We start from the raw sequence: 17,887 nt of genomic DNA on the forward strand, positions 1-17,887 counted from the left end.
GGTTCCGGCGGGACGTTTATGGCGTGCGGAGGTGCTCGTGATGCGGGCGGGGACTTGCCCGTGGGCATGAGGTGTCGCGGCAGTGAGCGACGTCGAGGGCAGGGTGCCGTAACGCAGGCAGCGCTCAGTGGCGGCGCAGGAATCCGCCGCGCGCTCGGTGCCTACCTCCGCGGTGTCCGCCTGACGGCTCTGCTTCAGGTGGAACTTCGACTTGCGCGGACCCGGCCGACCCGTCGCTGAGAAGGATGGATTGCCAGACCTGGTCCTGAAGTATCCGGATGCACGGACCGCAGGCGTACATCGGCGCCTGGGCGCCGGCCACGCTCACGGGGCCGATCCACAGGACGCGGGTCCACTGCTGGCCGCAGTAGAGCCAGCAGTAACCATCGACCCACCGGTTGCCGTCATCGGTGGACGCCGCGGCCGGTAGGCCGCCGCGGGCGAAGTCGGCGATGCCAGGGACCACCCTGTACGGCATGGCCAGTTCCAGAAGCACGACGCGACCCCCAAGATCAGTTGGAAAGGGCGGCCACGGTGCTTCGGTCCACGGCATGCCGGAGCCGCGTGCCGTGGAACCAGTTCCAGCACCCGACGTTGTAGCAGTGCGGCAGCTCTACGCACAGCATCCGGATCTTGCGTATCGAGGTGTCTTGCCCGATCACGAGTGAGCCCCCTTTGGCCATTTCTCTGGTTGGAGACCCGATGGTGGCCGAGCAGACAAGGACCGCATCACCCCTTATGCGGACGCCTTCGAAGACGTCCTGGGACCTTTCAGCGCGCCGCGAAGCTCTCCAGAATCCGCAGTAGCTGCGCCGTATCCGACAGATCAGGTAGGACTACATCCGCGCCGGCCGCAGCCAGCTCTTCGGGGCTGTGAACTCCTGAGGCAACCGCCACGATTCCGGAGCCCGTGGCAAGAGCGGCCTCGACGTCCCGGGGTGTGTCTCCCACCAGCACCACGTGTACGTCATCCCCTACTCCGCGGAGGCGTTGAGCCCGCTCCCGCGCGACACTGACCAGATCAGGGCGCTGCTCCGCATCAGCCCCGTAGGCCCCAACAGGCAAGTCCAGCAAGGAATCAAGGTGAAAGGCTGACAGCTTCACGCGTGCGTTGGCCGCGATGTTGCCCGTCAGAACCGAGGAGATCCAGCCGTCATGTGCCGACGCCGCCTTGAGCGCCTCGCTCACTCCCGGCAGCACGGTCCCGCGCTCACCGAGAACCTCAAGGCGCTCTTCACCGGCACGGGCGAGGGCGGCCTCGACGACAGCCCAGCCCGGCTCGGACAAGCCATGGCGCACGAATAGTTCCCGCATGATCAGGCGATCCGTTCGCCCCTCCGTCCGCGCCGGCCCAGTGGGTGGGTCTCCCGCCAAGGCTGAGAACGCTGCAGCGTAGATCTCCTTGCTCACCCCCGAGTTCTCGATGAGCGTGTGGTCGATGTCCCACAGGACGATGAGCTCCATGCCGCCAGAGTAGGGATCGGCCAAAGCCCCGGCTCCGGAAGACGTCCCAAATCGTCCTTGCCGGAGCATGGCCGCCTCGACTTCCATGACATCCGTGAACGAGCGACTGCACTCCGTACTCGCCCAGCGTGGCGTCTCACCCGAGTCGCTCGCCGAAGTCTGCAAAGTGGACCCCAAGACCGTCGGCCGCTGGCTCGGCGGGCGCGTCCCTCACCGCCGGCACCGCTTCAGCGTCGCGCAGCACCTGCGCGTGGAGGAGACGTTCCTGTGGCCCACACCGCCCCCACACGGCAACCGACCTGACGCCGGATTAGGCACCGAGCTTGTCGGCACCTACCAGAACCGGGCCAGCGTTCCGCGAGACATGTGGCTCCAACTGCTGGCGGAGGCCCAGGAGCAGATCTGCGTACTCGTCTTCTCCGGGACCTTCTTCGCCCAGTCCAATCCCCACGTCGCCAAGATGCTCGCCGAGCGCGCAGCCGTCGGCGTCCGGGTACGTCTGTGCTTCGGCGACCCGGGTGGTCAGGCGGTCGCCGTCCGGGGCCGCGAGGAAGGCATCGGCGACACCCTCGCAGCCAAGATCCGCGCCTCCCTGACCTACTACCGCCCCCTACTCCCCGAGGCAGGGTGCGACGTGCGGCTGCACGACACCACGCTGTACGCCTCCCTGTTCCGCTATGACGACAACCTGCTGGTCAACTCGCACGTTTGGGGGCAGCCGGCCAGCGCCAATCCGCTCCTCCACCTCAAGCGGGCTGATGCCACAGGGTGGTTCGACAACTACGCTCAAAGCTTCGAAGCAGTCTGGGCCGCCGCGCGGCCCTGGGCTCCCGACCAGAAGGGGACAGCCACCCATGGGCAGGACTGAGTACTACAACGACCCCACCGCCCCGAAGGCGAATACCCTCATCCCTGCCAGCAATCTGCTCGTCGTTGATGACGATGGCGCGATCCTGCTTCAGCGTCGCAGAGACACCGGCCAGTGGGCTCTGCCCGGCGGCGCTCAGGACATCGGGGAGACCGCGGCGCAGTGTGCTGTGCGCGAATGCCAGGAGGAGACCGGCATCGTTGCTGAGATCACCGGCTTCCTCGGGGTTTACACCAACCCCCACCACATCGTTGCCTACACCGACGGTGAGATCCGCCAGCAGTACGAGAACACCTACATCGGCCGCCCGGTCGGCGGCGAGCCCACCACCAACGACGAAGCCGACGGCGTCCGCTTCGTTCAGCCGGACGACCTCGACGGGTACGACATCCACCCCAGCATGCGCCAGCAGATCGGCGACTACCTCGCCGGCACCTACCCCTACCTCGGCTGAGCCGCCAACGCCACGTCCACCCGCTCCACAGCGGCGAAGATCTCTGGCGATGCCCGACGGATGAACCGTCCCACGACACTGAGCGCCCCATAACGGCCCGCAATCTCCGCCACCCGCTCCTGGGCAGTCGTCGATTCCCCGTCAGGCGTTGTCGTCATATCGCAATAGACCAGCGCGTCCACCAACAGCGGTTCTTCTAGTAACGGGAACTCCGCCTCCAGCGCCTCACGCAGCCCGCGCTCCTCAGCCTCCAGCAACGCGAACGAGTGGTTCGCTACCAACCGCACCAGCCGCTCATCGGCACCATGCTCATCACGAAGGAACCGAGCACCGTCGAGCGGATGAAATCCCGTTGCCGCCAGGCGGGGCGCGTAGCCGACATCGTGAAGCGCTGCGGCAGCTACCAGCAGGCCGGCATCCTCCCTGAGGATTCGTCCTAGATCGTCCGCGCGACCTGCGACCCCTAGGGAATGAGCCCACCGTCGAGGAAGCGCCGCACTCAGCTCCGCTTCCGCCACGCGCGTTGCCCAGTCCACCATCGATCCACTCATGGCTTGGTTCATGCCCGAGTGCCGCCCTGGCCAGTCCATAGAACTGCTCACAGGGGCAGGGCTGCTCTCTCAGAAGATGATCTCCACTCGGGGCCCGAGACAGCCTTCCTCAGAGACCCGCCCTCTGCAGACCGCCTGAGGGAACAGGGAACGCTTCGCCCTACGCCACTGTCAGAGCTGCACCGAGTACGGCTGAACGGACATGCATCCGGTGCCTCTGCGTTAGTCAGGCCCTCTACGCGTGAGCGGGCAGGGCGGACGTTGCACTGGGCATCAAACGAGCCAGGCCAGCAAGCCTATGACCAGGGAGAACGGCTCTCGGTATAGTCGCATGGCGCCACCCTCCACGATCTTGCAGGTTCGTGGGGCCGAGTGCGCTTGGACCTTCCCGCCGCAATTGTCGGCGGGCTCCGCTAACCTCCTCTGCGTGATTACAGGTGAGCTGAAGAGCAAGATCGACCGACTGTGGGATGCCTTCTGGTCCGGGGGCATCTCCAACCCACTGGAGGTCATCGAGCAGATCACCTACCTGATGTTCATCCGGCGCCTTGACATCCTTGAGCAGGCCAAGCGGAACAAGGCCAATCGCACCGGGCGGCCGATAGAGAAGCCGATCTACACGGATGAGACCCAGGACCTGCGTTGGTCGGTGTTCATCAACGAGTCTCCCGAGACGATGCTCGCCAGGGTGCGCGACGACGTCTTCCCTTGGTTGCGCACTCTAGGCGGCGAGGACTCTACTTACGCGCACCATATGAAGGACGCGCGCTTCACCATTACGACCTCGAACCTGCTCGCCAGGGCCGTCGACATACTGAACGGCATCGACATGGGGGACAAGGACACCAAGGGCGACCTGTATGAGTACATGCTCAGCAAGATCGCCACGGCAGGGCAGAACGGCCAGTTCCGTACGCCCCGGCACATCATCCAGCTGATGGTGGAGATGATGGCCCCACAGCCCGGCGACGAGATCTGTGATCCGGCGTGCGGCACGGCCGGCTTCCTGGTCGCCTCCGCCGAGTACGTCGAGCGCACGCACCGCGAGGCGCTGTTCGAGCCGACCCAGCGGCAGCACTTCAACGAGAGCATGTTCCACGGCTTCGACTTCGACAGCACCATGCTGCGCATCGGGAGCATGAACATGCTGCTGCACTCGGTCGAGAGCCCTGACATCCGCTACCGCGACTCGCTCGCACAAAGCGCGGCGGGCGAGGCCGACCGGTACTCCCTCATCCTGGCAAACCCGCCCTTTGCTGGCAGCCTCGACTATGACGCGACGGCTGCAGACCTGCAGAAGGTCGTAAAGACCAAGAAGACCGAGCTGCTGTTTCTCGCTCTTTTCCTGCGCTTGCTCAAACCGGGCGGTCGGGCGGCGGTCATCGTGCCGGACGGGGTGCTGTTCGGTTCCACCAAGGCGCATAAAGAGCTGCGGAAGCTGCTCGTTGAGGGCCACAAGCTGGACGCGGTAGTGAAGCTGCCGGGCGGTGTCTTCAAGCCTTACGCGGGAGTCTCCACAGCCATCCTGTTCTTCACGAAGACCAACAGCGGCGGTACGGACAACGTCTGGTTCTACGAGGTCACGGCCGACGGCTGGAGTCTCGACGACAAGCGCGCACCGCTGTTGCCGGAGGACAAGCTTGGCCCACTCGTCGGCGATGGTGAGCTGAGTAAGGACGAGCGCGCCAAGAACAACCTGCCTGACGTACTGGCGCGCTGGCGACGACGCAACGGCGGCGAGCAGGCGCGAACGCGGACCGAGCAGAGCTTCTGCGTTCCCAGGGAAGAGATCGCTGCCCAAGACTACGACCTGAGCGTCAACCGGTATAAGGAAATTATCCATGAGGAAGTAAAGCATCGGGCGCCGATGGAGATTATGGATGAGTTGGCGCGTATCGAAGCAGAGATCCAACAGGGCGTGAGCGAGCTCAAGGGGATGCTCGCATGAGTGGGTGGCCGACGGTTGACATCGGCAGCGTGACCCGAATTATCGGCGGTGGAACGCCGACTCGCGGAAACGCTGCCTTCTATGGCGGTGATATTCCGTGGGTGACGCCCAAGGATATGAAGCGCTGGATTGTCAATGATTCTCAAGTTCGCATCACGCAGCAAGGGCTGGACGGCAGCGCGGCTCGACTTGTTCCAAGCGGCTCGGTGCTCATCGTTGTTCGTTCCGGAGTTTTGAAGCACACGGTGCCGGTGGCGATGAACCGGCGTCCCGTCGCCATCAATCAGGACATGAAGGCACTTATCTGTGATCAGTCAGTCTTCCCTGACTATCTTGCGCGCTTCATCAAGGAAAGATCCGGAACGATTCTCCAGTGGGTGCGTGCAACGACTGCTGACAATTTTCCGATCGCCAATCTGAAGACTCTGAAGATGCCGTTGCCACCCATTCATGAGCAGCGGCGAATCGCTCAGGTTCTGGATCACGTAGATGGGCTACGAGGCAAGCGTCGAGAGGCGATCGCCCTGCTTGACGAACTCGCGCAGTCTATCTTTCTCGACATGTTCGGAAATTCTCGACACGATTGGCCGTGCGTCACGGTTGAGGACCTGACTGTAGCGGGTAAGGGGTCAATTCGAACTGGCCCTTTCGGGAGTCAGCTACTTCACGAAGAATTTGTGGAATCTGGTATCGCGGTCCTGGGTATCGATAATGCGGTCGATAATGAATTCAAGTGGGGGGAGCGCCGATATGTTACTGAAGAAAAGTATATGGAGCTGGCGCGCTACACGGTGCGGCCGGGTGATGTCATCATCACCATCATGGGGACGTGTGGGCGCTGCGCTGTAGTGCCTGACGATATTCCGCTAGCCATCAACACGAAGCACTTGTGTTGCATCACGCTCGACCAGTCTCGCTGCTTGCCTGAATTTCTGCACAGCTACTTCCTGATTCATCCTTCTTCGCGTGATTATCTAGCGCGGCACGCCAAGGGGGCAATTATGGCGGGGCTGAATATGGGGATCATTAAGAAGCTCCCGGTGACTCTTCCCCCCTTGGAGCAACAGGCCGAATTTGTTAAGCGAATCCAGGCAGTACGGCAAGCCAAAGCCGAGCAAGAGCGCCATCTCGCTGAACTTGATGCTCTATTCGCATCGCTCCAGTACCGGGCGTTCTGCGGAGGTCTATGGCCGGATAGCACTTCGACCGTCACCTGACCGGTGGCCGTTGCCCGTAGCCGTCCGATACTGCGTCGTCCGACCCGCGCATCAGTGAAAGGTCACCACCGTGAGCAACTTCGGGTTCCTCCAGGCCGAGTGGCCTGAGCTTCAACGCGAGGCAGTGCACGCCGAGCGACTGGCATACGCGGACCCACGGGCATCCGCGTTCTACGCGCGGCGGGTGTTGGAGCTCGCGGTGACGTGGCTGTTCGAGGCGGATGACGTGCTTAAGCTGCCGTACCACGATGACCTGGCGGCGCTGATTGCCGAGCCGACGCTGGTGAAGGTGGCGGGCCCCGCGATCCGGGCGAAGATGGATGTGATTCGTCGGCAGGGCAATGTCGCCGTTCACCGCAAAACCCCCGTCGCTCCGAAGGATGCGGTGCGCACGATCGCTGAGCTATTCCACGTCCTGTACTGGATGGCCCGTACCTACACTCGCGACCAGGCCCAACTGCCCACGTCCACGCTCACGTTCGACACGGCGCTGATACCTCGGCCAGTCTCAGCCGAGGTGCGGATCGCCAAACAGGCGGAGCTGAAGGCGCAGGCAGAGAAGTACGCCGCACAGGATGCTGCGCTTGCCGCCGAGCGGAAGAAGAATCAGGACCTCGACGCCGAGATCGCCCAGCTGCGCGTGCAGATTAAGGCGGCCAAGGCCGCGAACGAGGCTCAGCCGGACACTCACGACTACAACGAGGCCGAGACTCGCACCCTGATCATCGACCTTCTTCTCAAGGAGGCCGGCTGGGCGCTCGATCAGCCGAGGGACCGTGAATACCCGGTCACCGGGTTGCCCGCCTCGGCCGCGCCTTCCGGTAAGGGCAAGGTCGACTACGTTCTGTGGGACGACGACGGTAGGCCCCTGGCCGTCGTCGAGGCCAAGGGGACCACGCGTGACCCGAAGCAGGGCAAGTACCAGGCGACGCTCTATGCCAATGCCCTGGAAGCGCAGTTCAACCAGCGGCCGGTGATCTTCTACACCAACGGCTATCGCACATACCTGTTCGACGACCTCAACTACCCGCCCCGCGAGGTCCAGGGTTTCTACACCAAGGACGAGCTGCGTCTCCTGGTCCAGCGCCGGGCCAGCCGTCGCAGCCTCGCCAAGCTACCGATCAATGAGCAGATCGCCGGCCGCCACTACCAGTCCCGCGCGATACGGCGGATCGCCGACTCCTTCGAGAAGGATTCGCTGCGTCACGCCCTCCTAGTGATGGCAACCGGCTCCGGCAAAACTCGCACTGTGATCGCGCTCAGCGACCTGATGATGCGCGCTAACTGGGCCAAGCGCATCCTCTTCCTCGCGGACCGTAAGGCGCTGGTCAAGCAGGCAACCAACGAGTTCAAGAAGCACTTGCCCGGCGCCCCGGTGGTCAACCTGTTGGAAGAGAAGGACCCCAATGCGCGGGTGTTTGTCTCCACTTATCCGACCATGATGAATCTGATCGACCAGACCGATGCTGAGGGCCGCCGCCCCTTCGGTCCCGGTTTCTTCGACCTGATCGTCATTGACGAGGCGCATCGATCGATCTATCAGCGATACGGCGCGATCTTCGACTACTTCGACGCACTCCTTGTCGGCCTTACGGCGACCCCCAAGGACGAGATCGACCGGAACACCTATCGGCGCTTCGAACTCGAAGACGGCGTGCCTACCGACGTCTACAGCTTGGACGAGGCCGTGGCCGAGGGCTATCTGGTGGCGCCGCGTGCCGTCGATGTCCCGACGAAGTTCCAGCGTGGCGGCATCAAGTATGACGACCTGTCCCCTGAGGACAAGGAGAAGTGGGACGAGACCGAGTGGAGCGAGGACGGTGATATCCCTGACGAGATCACCACGGAGGAACTGAACAAGTACCTCTTCAACGCCGACACCGTCGACAAGGTCCTGCAGACCCTCATGACGCACGGCCTGAAGGTCGAGGGCGACGACAAGCTCGGCAAGACCATCATCTTCGCGGCCAACAACCACCATGCGGAGTTCATCGCCGAGCGGTTCGACAAGAACTACCCGCACCTCAAGGGTGCCTTTGCGCAGGTCATCACCTACCGCAAGGAGTACGCCCAGAGCCTGATCGACAAGTTCTCCGACGCGGCGGAGCTTCCCCAGATCGCCATCTCCGTGGATATGCTGGACACCGGCATCGACGTCCCCGAAGTCGTTAACCTCGTCTTCTTCAAGCTGGTGCGCTCCAAGACCAAGTTCTGGCAGATGGTCGGCCGCGGCACCCGCCTCGCGCCCGACCTGTTCGGCCCGAACCGCAGCAAGGACGGCTTCCTGGTCTTCGACCTGTGCCGGAATATCGAGTTCTTCAACCAGAACCTGATGCGTGCCGAAGGCAAGGTCGCCCCCTCGCTGAGCCAGCGGATCTTCGAGCGTCGTGCCGACTTGCTCCTCGCTCTCGACGGGGCATCAGGCCCTGACCAAGAGGAAGCCACGGAGACCGCCGTACGTCCTGAGTCCGACGGCACGGTCAGCGAGCCCGGCCTGCGCTGGGACCTCGCCACCCGGCTGCACGACGAGGTTACGGCGATGAACCCGGACAACTTCTTGGTCCGCCCGCACCGCGAGCAGGTTGAAGCCTTCGCCGACTTTGACGCGTGGCTTGCGTTCACGCCCGACGCGCACGGCCAGGTTATCGATCATCTGGCCGGACTCCCGACAGCCTTCCGCGACAAGGACGACACCGGCGAGGAGGCCAAGCGATTCGACCTGCTCGCGCTCCGTCTCCAGCTCGCCCTCGTGAATGGCGAGCCGGGCTTCACCCGCCTACGCGATCAGGTTCAGGAGATTGCGTCCACCCTGCTTGATCAGCTGACCATCCCTGCGATCAAGGCCCAGCAGGTTCTGCTTGACGAGGTCGCAGGCGACGAGTGGTGGCAGGATGTAACGCTGCCCTTGTTGGAGACCATGCGTCGTCGTTTGCGCGGCCTCGTCCGACTGATCGAGAAGACCAAGCGCGGCATCGTTTACACCGACTTCGAGGACGAGCTCGGCGCGCTGACCGCTGCCACGCTCAGCGGCATGGAGATCGGCACCGACCTCACCCGCTTTGAGCAGAAGATCCGTATCTACCTCAACACGCACCAGGACCAGCTCGCTGTCCAGAAGATCCGTCGCAACAAGCAGATCACTGCCCTGGACCTGTCGGAGCTGGAGCAGATCTTCGTCGAGGCCGGCCTTGGCACCACTGCAGACATCGACTACATCAAGGACGCGAAAGGCGGCCTCGGCCTGTTCCTGCGATCGCTGACGGGCTTGGATCGGGAGGCGGCGGCCCTGGCCTTCGACACCTTCCAACAGGGCAAGACATTCACAGCTAACCAACTCCGCTTCGTTAACGAGCTGATCGACTACCTGGCGCGCAACGGCACGATAGACGTCGACGCGCTGTACGAGTCGCCGTTCACTGCGATCGCCCCGACTGGTCCCGAGGCGATTTTTCCCGAGGCCGAGGTGGACGTCATGGTGTCCGTCATCCACTCAATCCGCTCTACCGCTGTTGCCGCCGAACGCGCGGCCTGATCGACAGGCACAGAGGAGAAGAAGTCACCGACGAGTGCCCTGGGACGGGGCAGCATGGGCACATGGACGAGAACGCTGTGGGCGACGAGTGGTATGTGGTCTGCCACGTGTGCGGAGCGAGGTGGGCGGGAGGCAGCACCCTTCTTGAGCCTCACAGGGACCGGCGCAAGCTCTGAGGGTTCGGCTGCTCTTGCGTGAGCATTGCGTGAGCGGACGGTGCGGCACCTGACGGACTGCGCGTCACAGCAATCGAGGGCACAACTCTCTGACCTGGGGAAATTGGATCTCGCGTCAGGTGTCAGCACCTACTGTCACGATCTTGCACCCCCTCGTAATGCGTAGGTCTCGGGTTCGAATCCCGAAGGCGGCTCCGCAAGAAACCCCAGGTCAGAACTTATCTGACCTGGGGTTTTGCGTTCCGTCGAGGTGGCGACTGCGGGGGTGTGCGGGACGTGCGGCTTTCGGCGGCTCAGTTCGGGGCTGGGGCAGGGGCCCGGGACGTAGTTGCCTGGGCAGCGGGCCCGGAGGGCGGCGGGGAGTGGCCAGGTGCAGCCGGGAGTAAGTCGCCGGCCGGGTGGCCGGGTTGGGGCGTGCCGGGGGTCGGATGATCGCCGGTGCCGGTGCCGGTGCCGGTGCCGGTGCCGGTGCTGGTGCGGGTGGATGGGTGCGGGGGCGGTTGGGATTGATCGTCGTGGGTGCTCAGTACCGTCCGTACAGCCAGCCGATGCCCTGGCTCGCGTCGATGAGTGCGGTGAGGAGCCAGGTGAGGGCGCCGATGGTGAGGGTGAAGGCGCCGGCGCGGACGTAGGCGGCACCCCAGATGAGGACGCCTCCGGAGCGGCCACTGACCGTGCGGAAGTCGCGGAGGCGGCGGATGTCGCCGGAGGAGCAGGCCCAGAAGAAGCCGCCGACCGCCCAGAAGAGGACGGAGACGCCGAGGCTCACGAGGGTGATGGCGCCGAGGAACGTGGTGCGGTGCTCGTGCCATGTGTAGGCGCCCGCGGTCACCGAGACGACCGCGGGTATCAGGGTGGCCGCCGTCCCGTAGAGCGCGCCGCGCAGGACGACGTCCCGGAAGCGGAGCCGGGGCATGATCACGCCCTCTTTTTCGGCGGCTGCGTCCATGAGGCGCCGCTTGCCGTTGCCGCCGCCGTGCCGCCGGTGGCCTTGGGGCTCCGGTGCGCTGGCTTGATCTGTTCGGTTCGCCATGGACGCAAACGATAGGGGCGGATGAGCGGAAGGGGATGTGGGGGATGTGGGGAGGGAGCGGGAACTCCGGGAGGGGGGCTCCTGGCTGCTGGCTCCTTGGTCCTGGGGTGCCGGGTCGGGGTTGGGCGGGCGCGAGGCGATTCGCACGAATGGCCGGATGGGGTCCGGGTGGCCGGGGTGGGCTGCGGCCTGCGGAAAGGCGGCGTGGCCGGGCGCCGGGGGCGGCGGGGAGGGCGGGAGTTCGCGTGGCGGGGATGCGGGGACGGGGGCAGAGTCGGGACGCAGGGCGCATCCGCCTTCGTGGAGAGCGGACGGGCCCTAGGGGGCGTACCTGACGCAGGTGACACCGTCTGCGCCGAGCGACCTGGAGGCCCCCGCATGCTGCGGAGAACGATGCGGATCGCGGCCGGCGGGCTCGCGTTCGTGGTGACGGCGACCATGGCATCGGCCGCGCTGGCGTCCGGCCCCGAAGGGCATGCGGAACTGGCCACCAGAGGCGGGACGCTCGTGGGTATCAGGGCCGGGCATCAGGCGCCCTTTGTGATCGCGCACCGTGGCGCCTCCCGTTACGCGCCGGAGAACACCCTCGCCGCTGTGGATGCGGCGCACCGCCGCGGGCTCGTATGGGTCGAGAACGATGTGCAGCGGACCAAGGACGGGCAGCTGGTGGTGATGCATGACACCACGCTCAATCGGACCACCAATGCCGCGAAGGTGTTTCCCGGGCGGGCGCCGTGGCGGGTGGGGGATTTCACCGCGGCCGAGATCGCGCGGCTGGATGCCGGGAGTTGGTTCGGAAAGCAGTTCGCGGGGGAGCGGGTGCCGACGCTCGCCGACTATCTGCGGAGGCTGGACCGCAATGGGCAGGGGCTGCTGCTGGAACTCAAAGCACCCGAGAAATACCCCGGAGTTGAGGCGCAGGCGCTGCGCGAACTCCGCGAACTGGGGTGGCTGGACCGTGCGCATATCCGCCATCGGCTGGTGGTGCAGAGTTTCTGCGTACGGTGCGTGAAGCGGGTGCACCGGCTGGAGCCGCGGGTGCGTACGGGGATTCTGGGGGCCCCGTCGGTGAGGAAACTGCGTCGTTATGCGCGCTTCGCCGATCAGATCAATCCCCGTATCGCTCAGGTCAGTTCGAAGTGGGCCAGGGCCGTGCACCGGCTGCGTGGGCCGCACGGACGGCGGTTGGAGATCTATGCGTGGGACGTGGGGGCGAAGGAGAGTGCGCGGTCGGTGCAGGGGCGGGGGGTGGAAGGGGTTATCGACTAGGGCGGTGGAAGGAAGGGCGGGTCGGCCTCGGCTCGGCGCAGGTCGGTTCGGACCGGTTCGGGCCGTGCTGCGCTGTTCCGTTGCCGTTCTTTTCTGTGCCGGTGCCGGTGCCGGTGCCGGTGCCGGTGCCGTGGCGTGGCGTTTCCGTGCCGTTCTTTTCGCCGGTTGCGTTCTTTGAGCCTTGCTTCGCTCGGTACGGGTTGGGTAAACCGGTGATCCGTGGGTGATACGGCGGGCAGAATCGCGGCCATGGAGAGCGTGCGGGCTGACGAGGGCGTGCGGGTTGATGACAGTCGTTGTCCGGTCACCTGGCCGGGGTGGGCCGCCGCCGTATGGGGCTTTGTTTTCGCCGTACCGAGCTTCTACTGGGCGCTGGGCGGGCTGACCGGGGCACAATCCACGGTTTCGCCGTCGCTGGTTCACCTCGTGGAGGAGCGGAACGCCGGATTCATCGCCGTGTTGTGGCTGACCGGCGTACTCAAAGTCGTGGGCGGGCTCCTGGGATTGGCGCTGGTACGCCGGCGCGCGTGGGGGCGCGGGATGAGTTGCCTGCTCCAATTGCTGGCGTGGGGCGCGGGGGTGCTCCTGGTCTGGCACGGGGCGCTGTTCGTCGGGCAGGGGCTGCTCGTGGAGGTGCATGCCGTCGAACTCGCGCCGGAATTACGGGGTGTGAGCCGCTGGTACACGTATCTGTGGGGACCGTGGTTCGTGGCCGGAGGTATTGCCTTTCTGCTTGCCGCCTGGGCCCATTCGAGGGGATTGACCGAGCGCCGGAGTGCCCGGATCGCCGGGGTGGTGGGCGGCTGCGGGGCGCTGCTGCTGTCCGTCGTCGCGCTGGTTATGGGAATCGGCTGAGCTTTCCCGGTACGTGTGGGGTGCGTGGGGTGCTGCTGGGGGCGCGACCGACGGCGGATGAGGCGGTGCTGCGGCGTCCGGGAGTGAAGTCGGGGGCTGCGCAGGCGCGTTCAGGACTGGATGGGGTGTTGAGGTGCTGGGGACGTCCGGGGGTTGCGGGCGGGCGGTCGGCGCGCGTGGAGGTTTTTCTGCCGTCCATATTTTGCGGCGTTTTTTCCATGTTGAGTGGAGGAGCCGCGGAGAGCGGGGCCATGGTGGGAGGGCATGGCAGGGCGGGATTTACGGGATTCCGGTGGCGGGGCTAGGGTGCCTGGGGTGTTCGATGCCGCCACACTCCGCGTAAAAGAATTGCGGCGCAGGATTTGGCTTTTGGGTTCCCTTTCGGGAACAGGTTCGATTCCGCGTCCGGCTCGTCCTCTGGGTGCGTACGAGGAGGGCCTTTGACGAACGATGTTCCGGCGCCCGGCGAGCGGCGGGTACCGTTTCCGACGCCACGGCAGATGCCGGATGACGCGCCGGGCGCGGGTGGTTCGGCGGACGGCGCGGGCGTTTGGACGGCCACGCTCTCCTCCGCGGCAACCGCGGGAGAGGAGACCTCCGCGGCAATGGCGGAAGGGGAGACCTCCGCGGCAGCCACGGGAGGGGAGATCGCGGACGCCAAAGCGTCGGCGGAGGGTGGAATTCTCGCCGATGGGCAGACGGGCGGCGACCAGTCGTACGGTGTTCTGACGGGCGAAGGACAGCAGGTTCGTACCGGAACGGCCGGCGGCTGTAAGAGCCAGGATGGCACGGTCAACGGCCCTGAGGAGAAAGCCCGTACGGATTCGGGCCGGGCGGCGGTCGGTGCCGTCCGGGGCACTTCCCGGGACGCGTTCTTCGACAATGCGAAATACATCGCCGTGGTGCTGGTGGCGATGGGGCACGCGTGGGAACCGCTGCGCTTCGGCAGCCGGACGGCGGCGGCGCTCTATCTCGCCGTCTACGCGTTCCACATGCCGGCGTTCATCATCATCTCCGGCTATTTCTCGCGCAGTTTCGATATGCGCAGGGACCGGTTGCAGCGTCTGATCACCGGCGTCGCGGTTCCCTACCTCATCTTCGAGGTCGCCTACACCTTCTTCAAACGCTGGGCGGGCGGCGCTCCGAGCTACCCGATCAGCTTCCTGAACCCCTGGTATCTGACCTGGTTCCTGGTGGCGCTGTTCATCTGGCGGCTGACCACACCGCTGTGGAAAATCGTGCGCCGGCCGCTGCCGCTGGCGCTGACGATCGCAGTGATGGCGTCCGTCACGCCGGAGATCGGCGACGATCTGAATCTCCAACGAGTGCTGCAGTTCCTGCCGTTCTTCGTGCTGGGGCTGAACCTGCGGCAGGAGCACTTCGCGCTCGTGCGCCGCCGGTGGGTGCGGATCACGGCCGTCCCGGTCCTCGGCGCCGCGCTGCTCGTCGCGTACTGGGCCGCGCCCCGGATGAACGCCGCGTGGTTCTACCACCGCGACAGCGCACAGGAATTGGGCGCCCCGTGGTGGTGGGGTGTGGTGATGACGCCGGCGATGTTCGGTTGCTCGCTGGTGCTGGTGGCCTGCTTCTTCTCGTGGGTGCCGGGCCGCACGATGTGGTGTACGGCGCTGGGCGCGGGCACTCTTTACGGCTACCTGCTGCACGGTTTCCTCGCCAAGGGGTCGCGCTTCTGGGGCTGGTACCACCACGCATGGCTGCACACCGCCTGGGGCGTGGTGCTGCTGACCCTGATCGCGGGCACGGTGATCACCCTGCTGTGTACGCCGCCGGTGCAGCGGATCTTCCGGTTCGCGGTGGAGCCGAAGATGGCGTGGGCCTTCAGGAGGGAGCCGGTGGCGGCGGCGAACGGGCCGGCGTGAGCGCGGGGGTGAGCGTGCAGGGGCGAGGTGCGCGGGGCGTTGGCCAGAGCACGACGGCGGGAACGTGACGGCGAGAGCGCGATGGCGGGAAACGTGACGGTCGGGAGGGCGGGATGGGGGCCGGGTCCGTGGCGCCCGTTGTGGGTCGGGCGTTGGTCCCGGGGCCCCGGCTGTCGCAGGCCGTCAGCCCGCGTCCGCCTCGTCGTACGCCCGGCGGCCCCAGCTCGTCAGCCGAAGAGCCGATCGCCTGCCGGACGGGGCGTCTCCTAAGCTCCCTCCAGGTTTCGGCAGGAGCGCGCCACGACGAGGGGGAGCACCATGACCGAATCCCAGTGGGGCGGCGAGCAACTCGATCTGGACGCGTATCTGGCGCGTATCGGCTACGAGGGCGACCGCCGGCCGACCCTGGAGACGCTGCGGAGGCTGCATGCCGGGCACAGCGCCGCGATCAGCTTCGAGAACATCGAGATCGTGCTGGGCCGCCCGATCCTGCTCGACCTGGCGGCGCTGCAGGCCAAGATGGTCCGGCAGCGGCGCGGCGGCTACTGCTATGAGCAGAACCTCCTGTACGCCGCCGCCCTGGAGCGCCTGGGCTTCCGCGTCACCGGGCTCGGCGCGCGTATCCGGATGGGCGAGCGCAAGGTGCGCCCGGTCACGCACGCGCTGCTGAAGGTCGAACTGGACGGTACGGACTGGATCACCGACGTCGGCTTCGGCGGTGAGGCGCTGCTCGCACCGATCCCGTTGCAGGACGGGGTCGAGGTCCGGCAAGGGGACTGGACCTTCGGCCTCGTGTACGAGAAGGAGGCCGAGGCGTGGGTGCTGCGCTCGCGGCATGCCGACGGCTGGTTCGATCTGTACGCCTTCGGGGCTGAGCGCCGCTTCCCGGTCGACTACAGCGTCTTCAACCACTACATAGCGACCCATCCGAGGTCGCCGTTCACCGGCAAGATCGTGGTGCAGCTGCCGCTGGCCGATATGCGCCGCACGCTGGTCGGGCGGGAATTCGTCCGGATCCGGTCGGACTGGTCGCGTGAGGTGCGGGAGGTCGCACCGGAGGAGGTTCCGGGGCTCCTGGACTCGGAGTTCGGGATCACGCTGGCGCCGGCGGATGCCGAGGCGCTGGTGGCGACGTATGGGGTGGGGGCGGAGCGGGATGGGGGTGAGCGGGTTTAGAGGTTCGTGGTCTGGATGAATCATCTCGTGGCCTAGATGATTCATCTACGGAGAGCTGCGGGGGCATGGGCCGGGCTCGGGGCCTTGGTCACTGCCGGACGACGGCGATGCCCTCGATTTCGACCAGGGCCGCCTCGTCCCACAGGCGGGTGGCGCCGATGACGGCCATGGCCGGGAAGGCGCTGCCCACCAGGCGTTTCCACACCCGTCCGATGTCCCGGGCGTGCCGGCGGTAGTCGGCGATGTCGACGGCGAAGACGGTGAGCTTGGCCAGGTCGGACGGGCCGGCGCCGGAGGCGGCTGCCACCTCCAGGAGGTTGCTCAGCGCCCGCTCGAACTGCTCGACGATGCCGTCCCCGACGATCCGGCCCGAACCGTCGAGGGCGGTCTGTCCGGCGAGGAAGACCAGGGTGCCGGGGGCGGTGGCGCGGACGGCGTGGCTGAATCCGGTCGGCGGTGCGAGGTGGGGCGGATTGATGCGCTCCAGGTCGCGGCTGCCGACGGCATCGGCGGCGGGGGCGCCGGCGGGCGGGAGAGTGTCGCTGCTTTGCTGCCCGCGGAGGCCATCCGGGCCGTACTGGTCGCCGGTGCCCGGCTTCTCCGTCTCCCCACCGTCAACACTCATCCCCGCCGACTCCCTTCCGCCGCCAACTTGTAACGCATCCCCAGGGATTGAAGCGCGTCCTGCTCCTCCTGGGGAAGGAGTTCATCGGAGATGACGAGATCGAAGTCGGCCAATGGCGCCAGTTCGTAGAGCGCCTGACGGCCGAACTTGGCGTGGTCCACGAGCAGGACCTTGCGCCGGGCGGCGGCCATCGTCGGCCGCTTGACCAAGACGTTCTCCTGCGCCTGGTGGTAGCAGTGGCGTTGTCGACCGCGGAGGTGGACAGGAAGGCGATATCCGCGCGGAAGCTTCGGGCGATATCGGCCGTGGACATGCCGAGGAAGGCGTTGAACGCCGCGTGATACTCGTCGCCCAGCGCGATCACCCGGATGTCGGGCTTCTCCGCCGGCTCGTTGATGACCTGGAGGGAGTTGGCGATGACCGTGTACGCACCGCGCGAGGAGAGCGTACGGGCCAGCGGCAGCGCCGTACCGGAGTCACCGGTGATCACGGCCTGTCCGGGCTCGGCCACGGCCAGAGCGGCGGCGCAGACGGCCTCCTTCGCGGCCACCTGTTCTTTGCCGCGCCAGCGCGCGGTGGACTCGAAGAGGGCGCCGGGTGTGGCCGTGGCCCCGCCGCGCACTTTTCGCGGCCACACCTGATGCTCCAGGGTGTCCAGAACGCGGTGCACCGTCACCTGGCTGACGCCGAGCTCCTGGACCAGGTCCTCGATGGTGACCGGGCCCTCGGCCGGCACCCGGTCGGTGATCCGCTTGCGGCGGTCCTTGGGGCTCAGCTTGGTGACCGGCGCGTCAGTCGCGACCGGGGCGTCGGCTGCCCCTTCGGTGTCGGTCAACGCT

15 protein-coding genes and 1 pseudogene are annotated in these 17,887 nt (G+C 66.0%); 9 read left to right on the forward strand and 7 right to left on the reverse strand.

Annotation, left to right across the window (positions count from 1 at the left end):
- Positions 1-512: 512 nt before the first annotated feature.
- Positions 513-662 (reverse strand): hypothetical protein, encoded by a 150-nt coding sequence (locus RZ84_RS39090; RefSeq protein ID WP_157878866.1) that lies wholly within the window; start codon positions 660-662, stop codon positions 513-515.
- A 109-nt stretch (positions 663-771) separates the two neighbouring features.
- Positions 772-1,464, reverse strand: coding sequence for an HAD family hydrolase (locus RZ84_RS20005; protein WP_043270360.1), 693 nt, complete (start codon positions 1,462-1,464; stop codon positions 772-774).
- 94 nt (positions 1,465-1,558) lie between these two features.
- Here RZ84_RS20005 and RZ84_RS20010 point away from each other — a divergent pair, with 94 nt between their 5' ends.
- Positions 1,559-2,332 carry a helix-turn-helix domain-containing protein gene (locus RZ84_RS20010; protein ID WP_198540014.1) on the forward strand — a complete coding sequence of 258 codons (774 nt, stop codon included), beginning with the start codon at positions 1,559-1,561 and terminating at the stop codon, positions 2,330-2,332.
- A complete protein-coding gene (locus RZ84_RS20015; protein WP_043265448.1) occupies positions 2,319-2,786 on the forward strand; it encodes an NUDIX hydrolase in 468 nt (155 codons plus the stop codon). The genes RZ84_RS20010 and RZ84_RS20015 overlap by 14 nt, the downstream gene beginning before the upstream one ends.
- Here RZ84_RS20015 and RZ84_RS20020 read toward each other — a convergent pair.
- A complete protein-coding gene (locus RZ84_RS20020) occupies positions 2,774-3,337 on the reverse strand; it encodes an HD domain-containing protein (RefSeq protein ID WP_043265449.1) in 564 nt (187 codons plus the stop codon). The genes RZ84_RS20015 and RZ84_RS20020 overlap by 13 nt on opposite strands.
- Before the next feature lie 427 nt (positions 3,338-3,764).
- Here RZ84_RS20020 and RZ84_RS20025 point away from each other — a divergent pair, with 427 nt between their 5' ends.
- The 3 genes from RZ84_RS20025 to RZ84_RS20030 all read left to right on the forward strand — a co-directional run bounded on the left by RZ84_RS20025 (position 3,765) and on the right by RZ84_RS20030 (position 10,034).
- Complete coding sequence (locus RZ84_RS20025; RefSeq protein WP_043270361.1) at positions 3,765-5,285, forward strand: type I restriction-modification system subunit M; 1,521 nt, start codon at positions 3,765-3,767, stop codon at positions 5,283-5,285.
- A gap of 29 nt (positions 5,286-5,314) precedes the next feature.
- Positions 5,315-6,502, forward strand: coding sequence for a restriction endonuclease subunit S (locus tag RZ84_RS36825; RefSeq protein WP_198540015.1), 1,188 nt, complete (start codon positions 5,315-5,317; stop codon positions 6,500-6,502).
- Between the two features lie 70 nt (positions 6,503-6,572).
- Positions 6,573-10,034 (forward strand): DEAD/DEAH box helicase family protein, encoded by a 3,462-nt coding sequence (locus RZ84_RS20030; RefSeq protein ID WP_043265450.1) that lies wholly within the window; start codon positions 6,573-6,575, stop codon positions 10,032-10,034.
- A 699-nt stretch (positions 10,035-10,733) separates the two neighbouring features.
- Here the strand turns inward: RZ84_RS20030 and RZ84_RS20035 are convergent.
- Entirely contained in the window at positions 10,734-11,243 is a 510-nt protein-coding gene (locus tag RZ84_RS20035) for a DUF6336 family protein (protein WP_157878867.1), read from the reverse strand.
- Positions 11,244-11,636: 393 nt separating this feature from the next.
- Between RZ84_RS20035 and RZ84_RS20040 the strand changes: the two genes are divergently transcribed.
- From RZ84_RS20040 to RZ84_RS20055, 4 genes are all read left to right on the forward strand, one after another.
- Positions 11,637-12,512: a glycerophosphodiester phosphodiesterase gene (locus RZ84_RS20040; protein WP_277816879.1), complete on the forward strand. Its 876-nt coding sequence runs from the start codon at positions 11,637-11,639 to the stop codon at positions 12,510-12,512.
- 249 nt (positions 12,513-12,761) lie between these two features.
- Entirely contained in the window at positions 12,762-13,367 is a 606-nt protein-coding gene (locus RZ84_RS20045; RefSeq protein ID WP_052230041.1) for a DUF3995 domain-containing protein, read from the forward strand.
- 605 nt (positions 13,368-13,972) lie between these two features.
- Complete coding sequence (locus RZ84_RS20050; RefSeq protein WP_241777774.1) at positions 13,973-15,247, forward strand: acyltransferase family protein; 1,275 nt, start codon at positions 13,973-13,975, stop codon at positions 15,245-15,247.
- A gap of 318 nt (positions 15,248-15,565) precedes the next feature.
- Positions 15,566-16,423 (forward strand): arylamine N-acetyltransferase family protein, encoded by an 858-nt coding sequence (locus RZ84_RS20055; RefSeq protein ID WP_052230042.1) that lies wholly within the window; start codon positions 15,566-15,568, stop codon positions 16,421-16,423.
- Positions 16,424-16,511: 88 nt separating this feature from the next.
- Here RZ84_RS20055 and RZ84_RS20060 read toward each other — a convergent pair whose 3' ends face one another.
- The 3 genes and pseudogenes from RZ84_RS20060 to RZ84_RS42350 form a co-directional block, all read right to left on the reverse strand.
- Entirely contained in the window at positions 16,512-16,910 is a 399-nt protein-coding gene (locus tag RZ84_RS20060) for a RidA family protein (protein ID WP_043270366.1), read from the reverse strand.
- Positions 16,911-17,044: 134 nt separating this feature from the next.
- The gene (locus RZ84_RS41425) at positions 17,045-17,239 is read right to left on the reverse strand and encodes a DeoR/GlpR family DNA-binding transcription regulator (protein WP_241778077.1); all 195 of its coding nucleotides are present in this window, start codon (positions 17,237-17,239) and stop codon (positions 17,045-17,047) included.
- 95 nt (positions 17,240-17,334) lie between these two features.
- Positions 17,335-17,784: pseudogene (locus RZ84_RS42350) on the reverse strand (DeoR family transcriptional regulator); the annotation flags it as partial.
- Between the last annotated feature and the right edge of the window lie 103 nt (positions 17,785-17,887).

Origin of the sequence: Streptomyces sp. CT34 (genome assembly GCF_000805335.1) — a bacterium.
Classification (GTDB): domain Bacteria; phylum Actinomycetota; class Actinomycetes; order Streptomycetales; family Streptomycetaceae; genus Streptomyces.

Excerpts from the sequence above, each read along its gene's own strand:
- RZ84_RS20005 (WP_043270360.1), bottom strand. The coding sequence starts at position 1,464 with ATGGAGCTCATCGTCCTGTGGGACATCGACCACACGCTCATCGAGAAC.
- RZ84_RS20015 (WP_043265448.1), top strand. The coding sequence starts at position 2,319 with ATGGGCAGGACTGAGTACTACAACGACCCCACCGCCCCGAAGGCGAAT.
- RZ84_RS20020 (WP_043265449.1), bottom strand. The coding sequence starts at position 3,337 with ATGAGTGGATCGATGGTGGACTGGGCAACGCGCGTGGCGGAAGCGGAG.
- RZ84_RS20035 (WP_157878867.1), bottom strand. The coding sequence starts at position 11,243 with ATGGCGAACCGAACAGATCAAGCCAGCGCACCGGAGCCCCAAGGCCAC.
- RZ84_RS20040 (WP_277816879.1), top strand. The coding sequence starts at position 11,637 with ATGCGGATCGCGGCCGGCGGGCTCGCGTTCGTGGTGACGGCGACCATG.
- RZ84_RS20045 (WP_052230041.1), top strand. The coding sequence starts at position 12,762 with ATGGAGAGCGTGCGGGCTGACGAGGGCGTGCGGGTTGATGACAGTCGT.
- RZ84_RS20050 (WP_241777774.1), top strand. The coding sequence starts at position 13,973 with ATGGCGGAAGGGGAGACCTCCGCGGCAGCCACGGGAGGGGAGATCGCG.
- RZ84_RS20055 (WP_052230042.1), top strand. The coding sequence starts at position 15,566 with ATGACCGAATCCCAGTGGGGCGGCGAGCAACTCGATCTGGACGCGTAT.
- RZ84_RS41425 (WP_241778077.1), bottom strand. The coding sequence starts at position 17,239 with ATGGCCGCCGCCCGGCGCAAGGTCCTGCTCGTGGACCACGCCAAGTTC.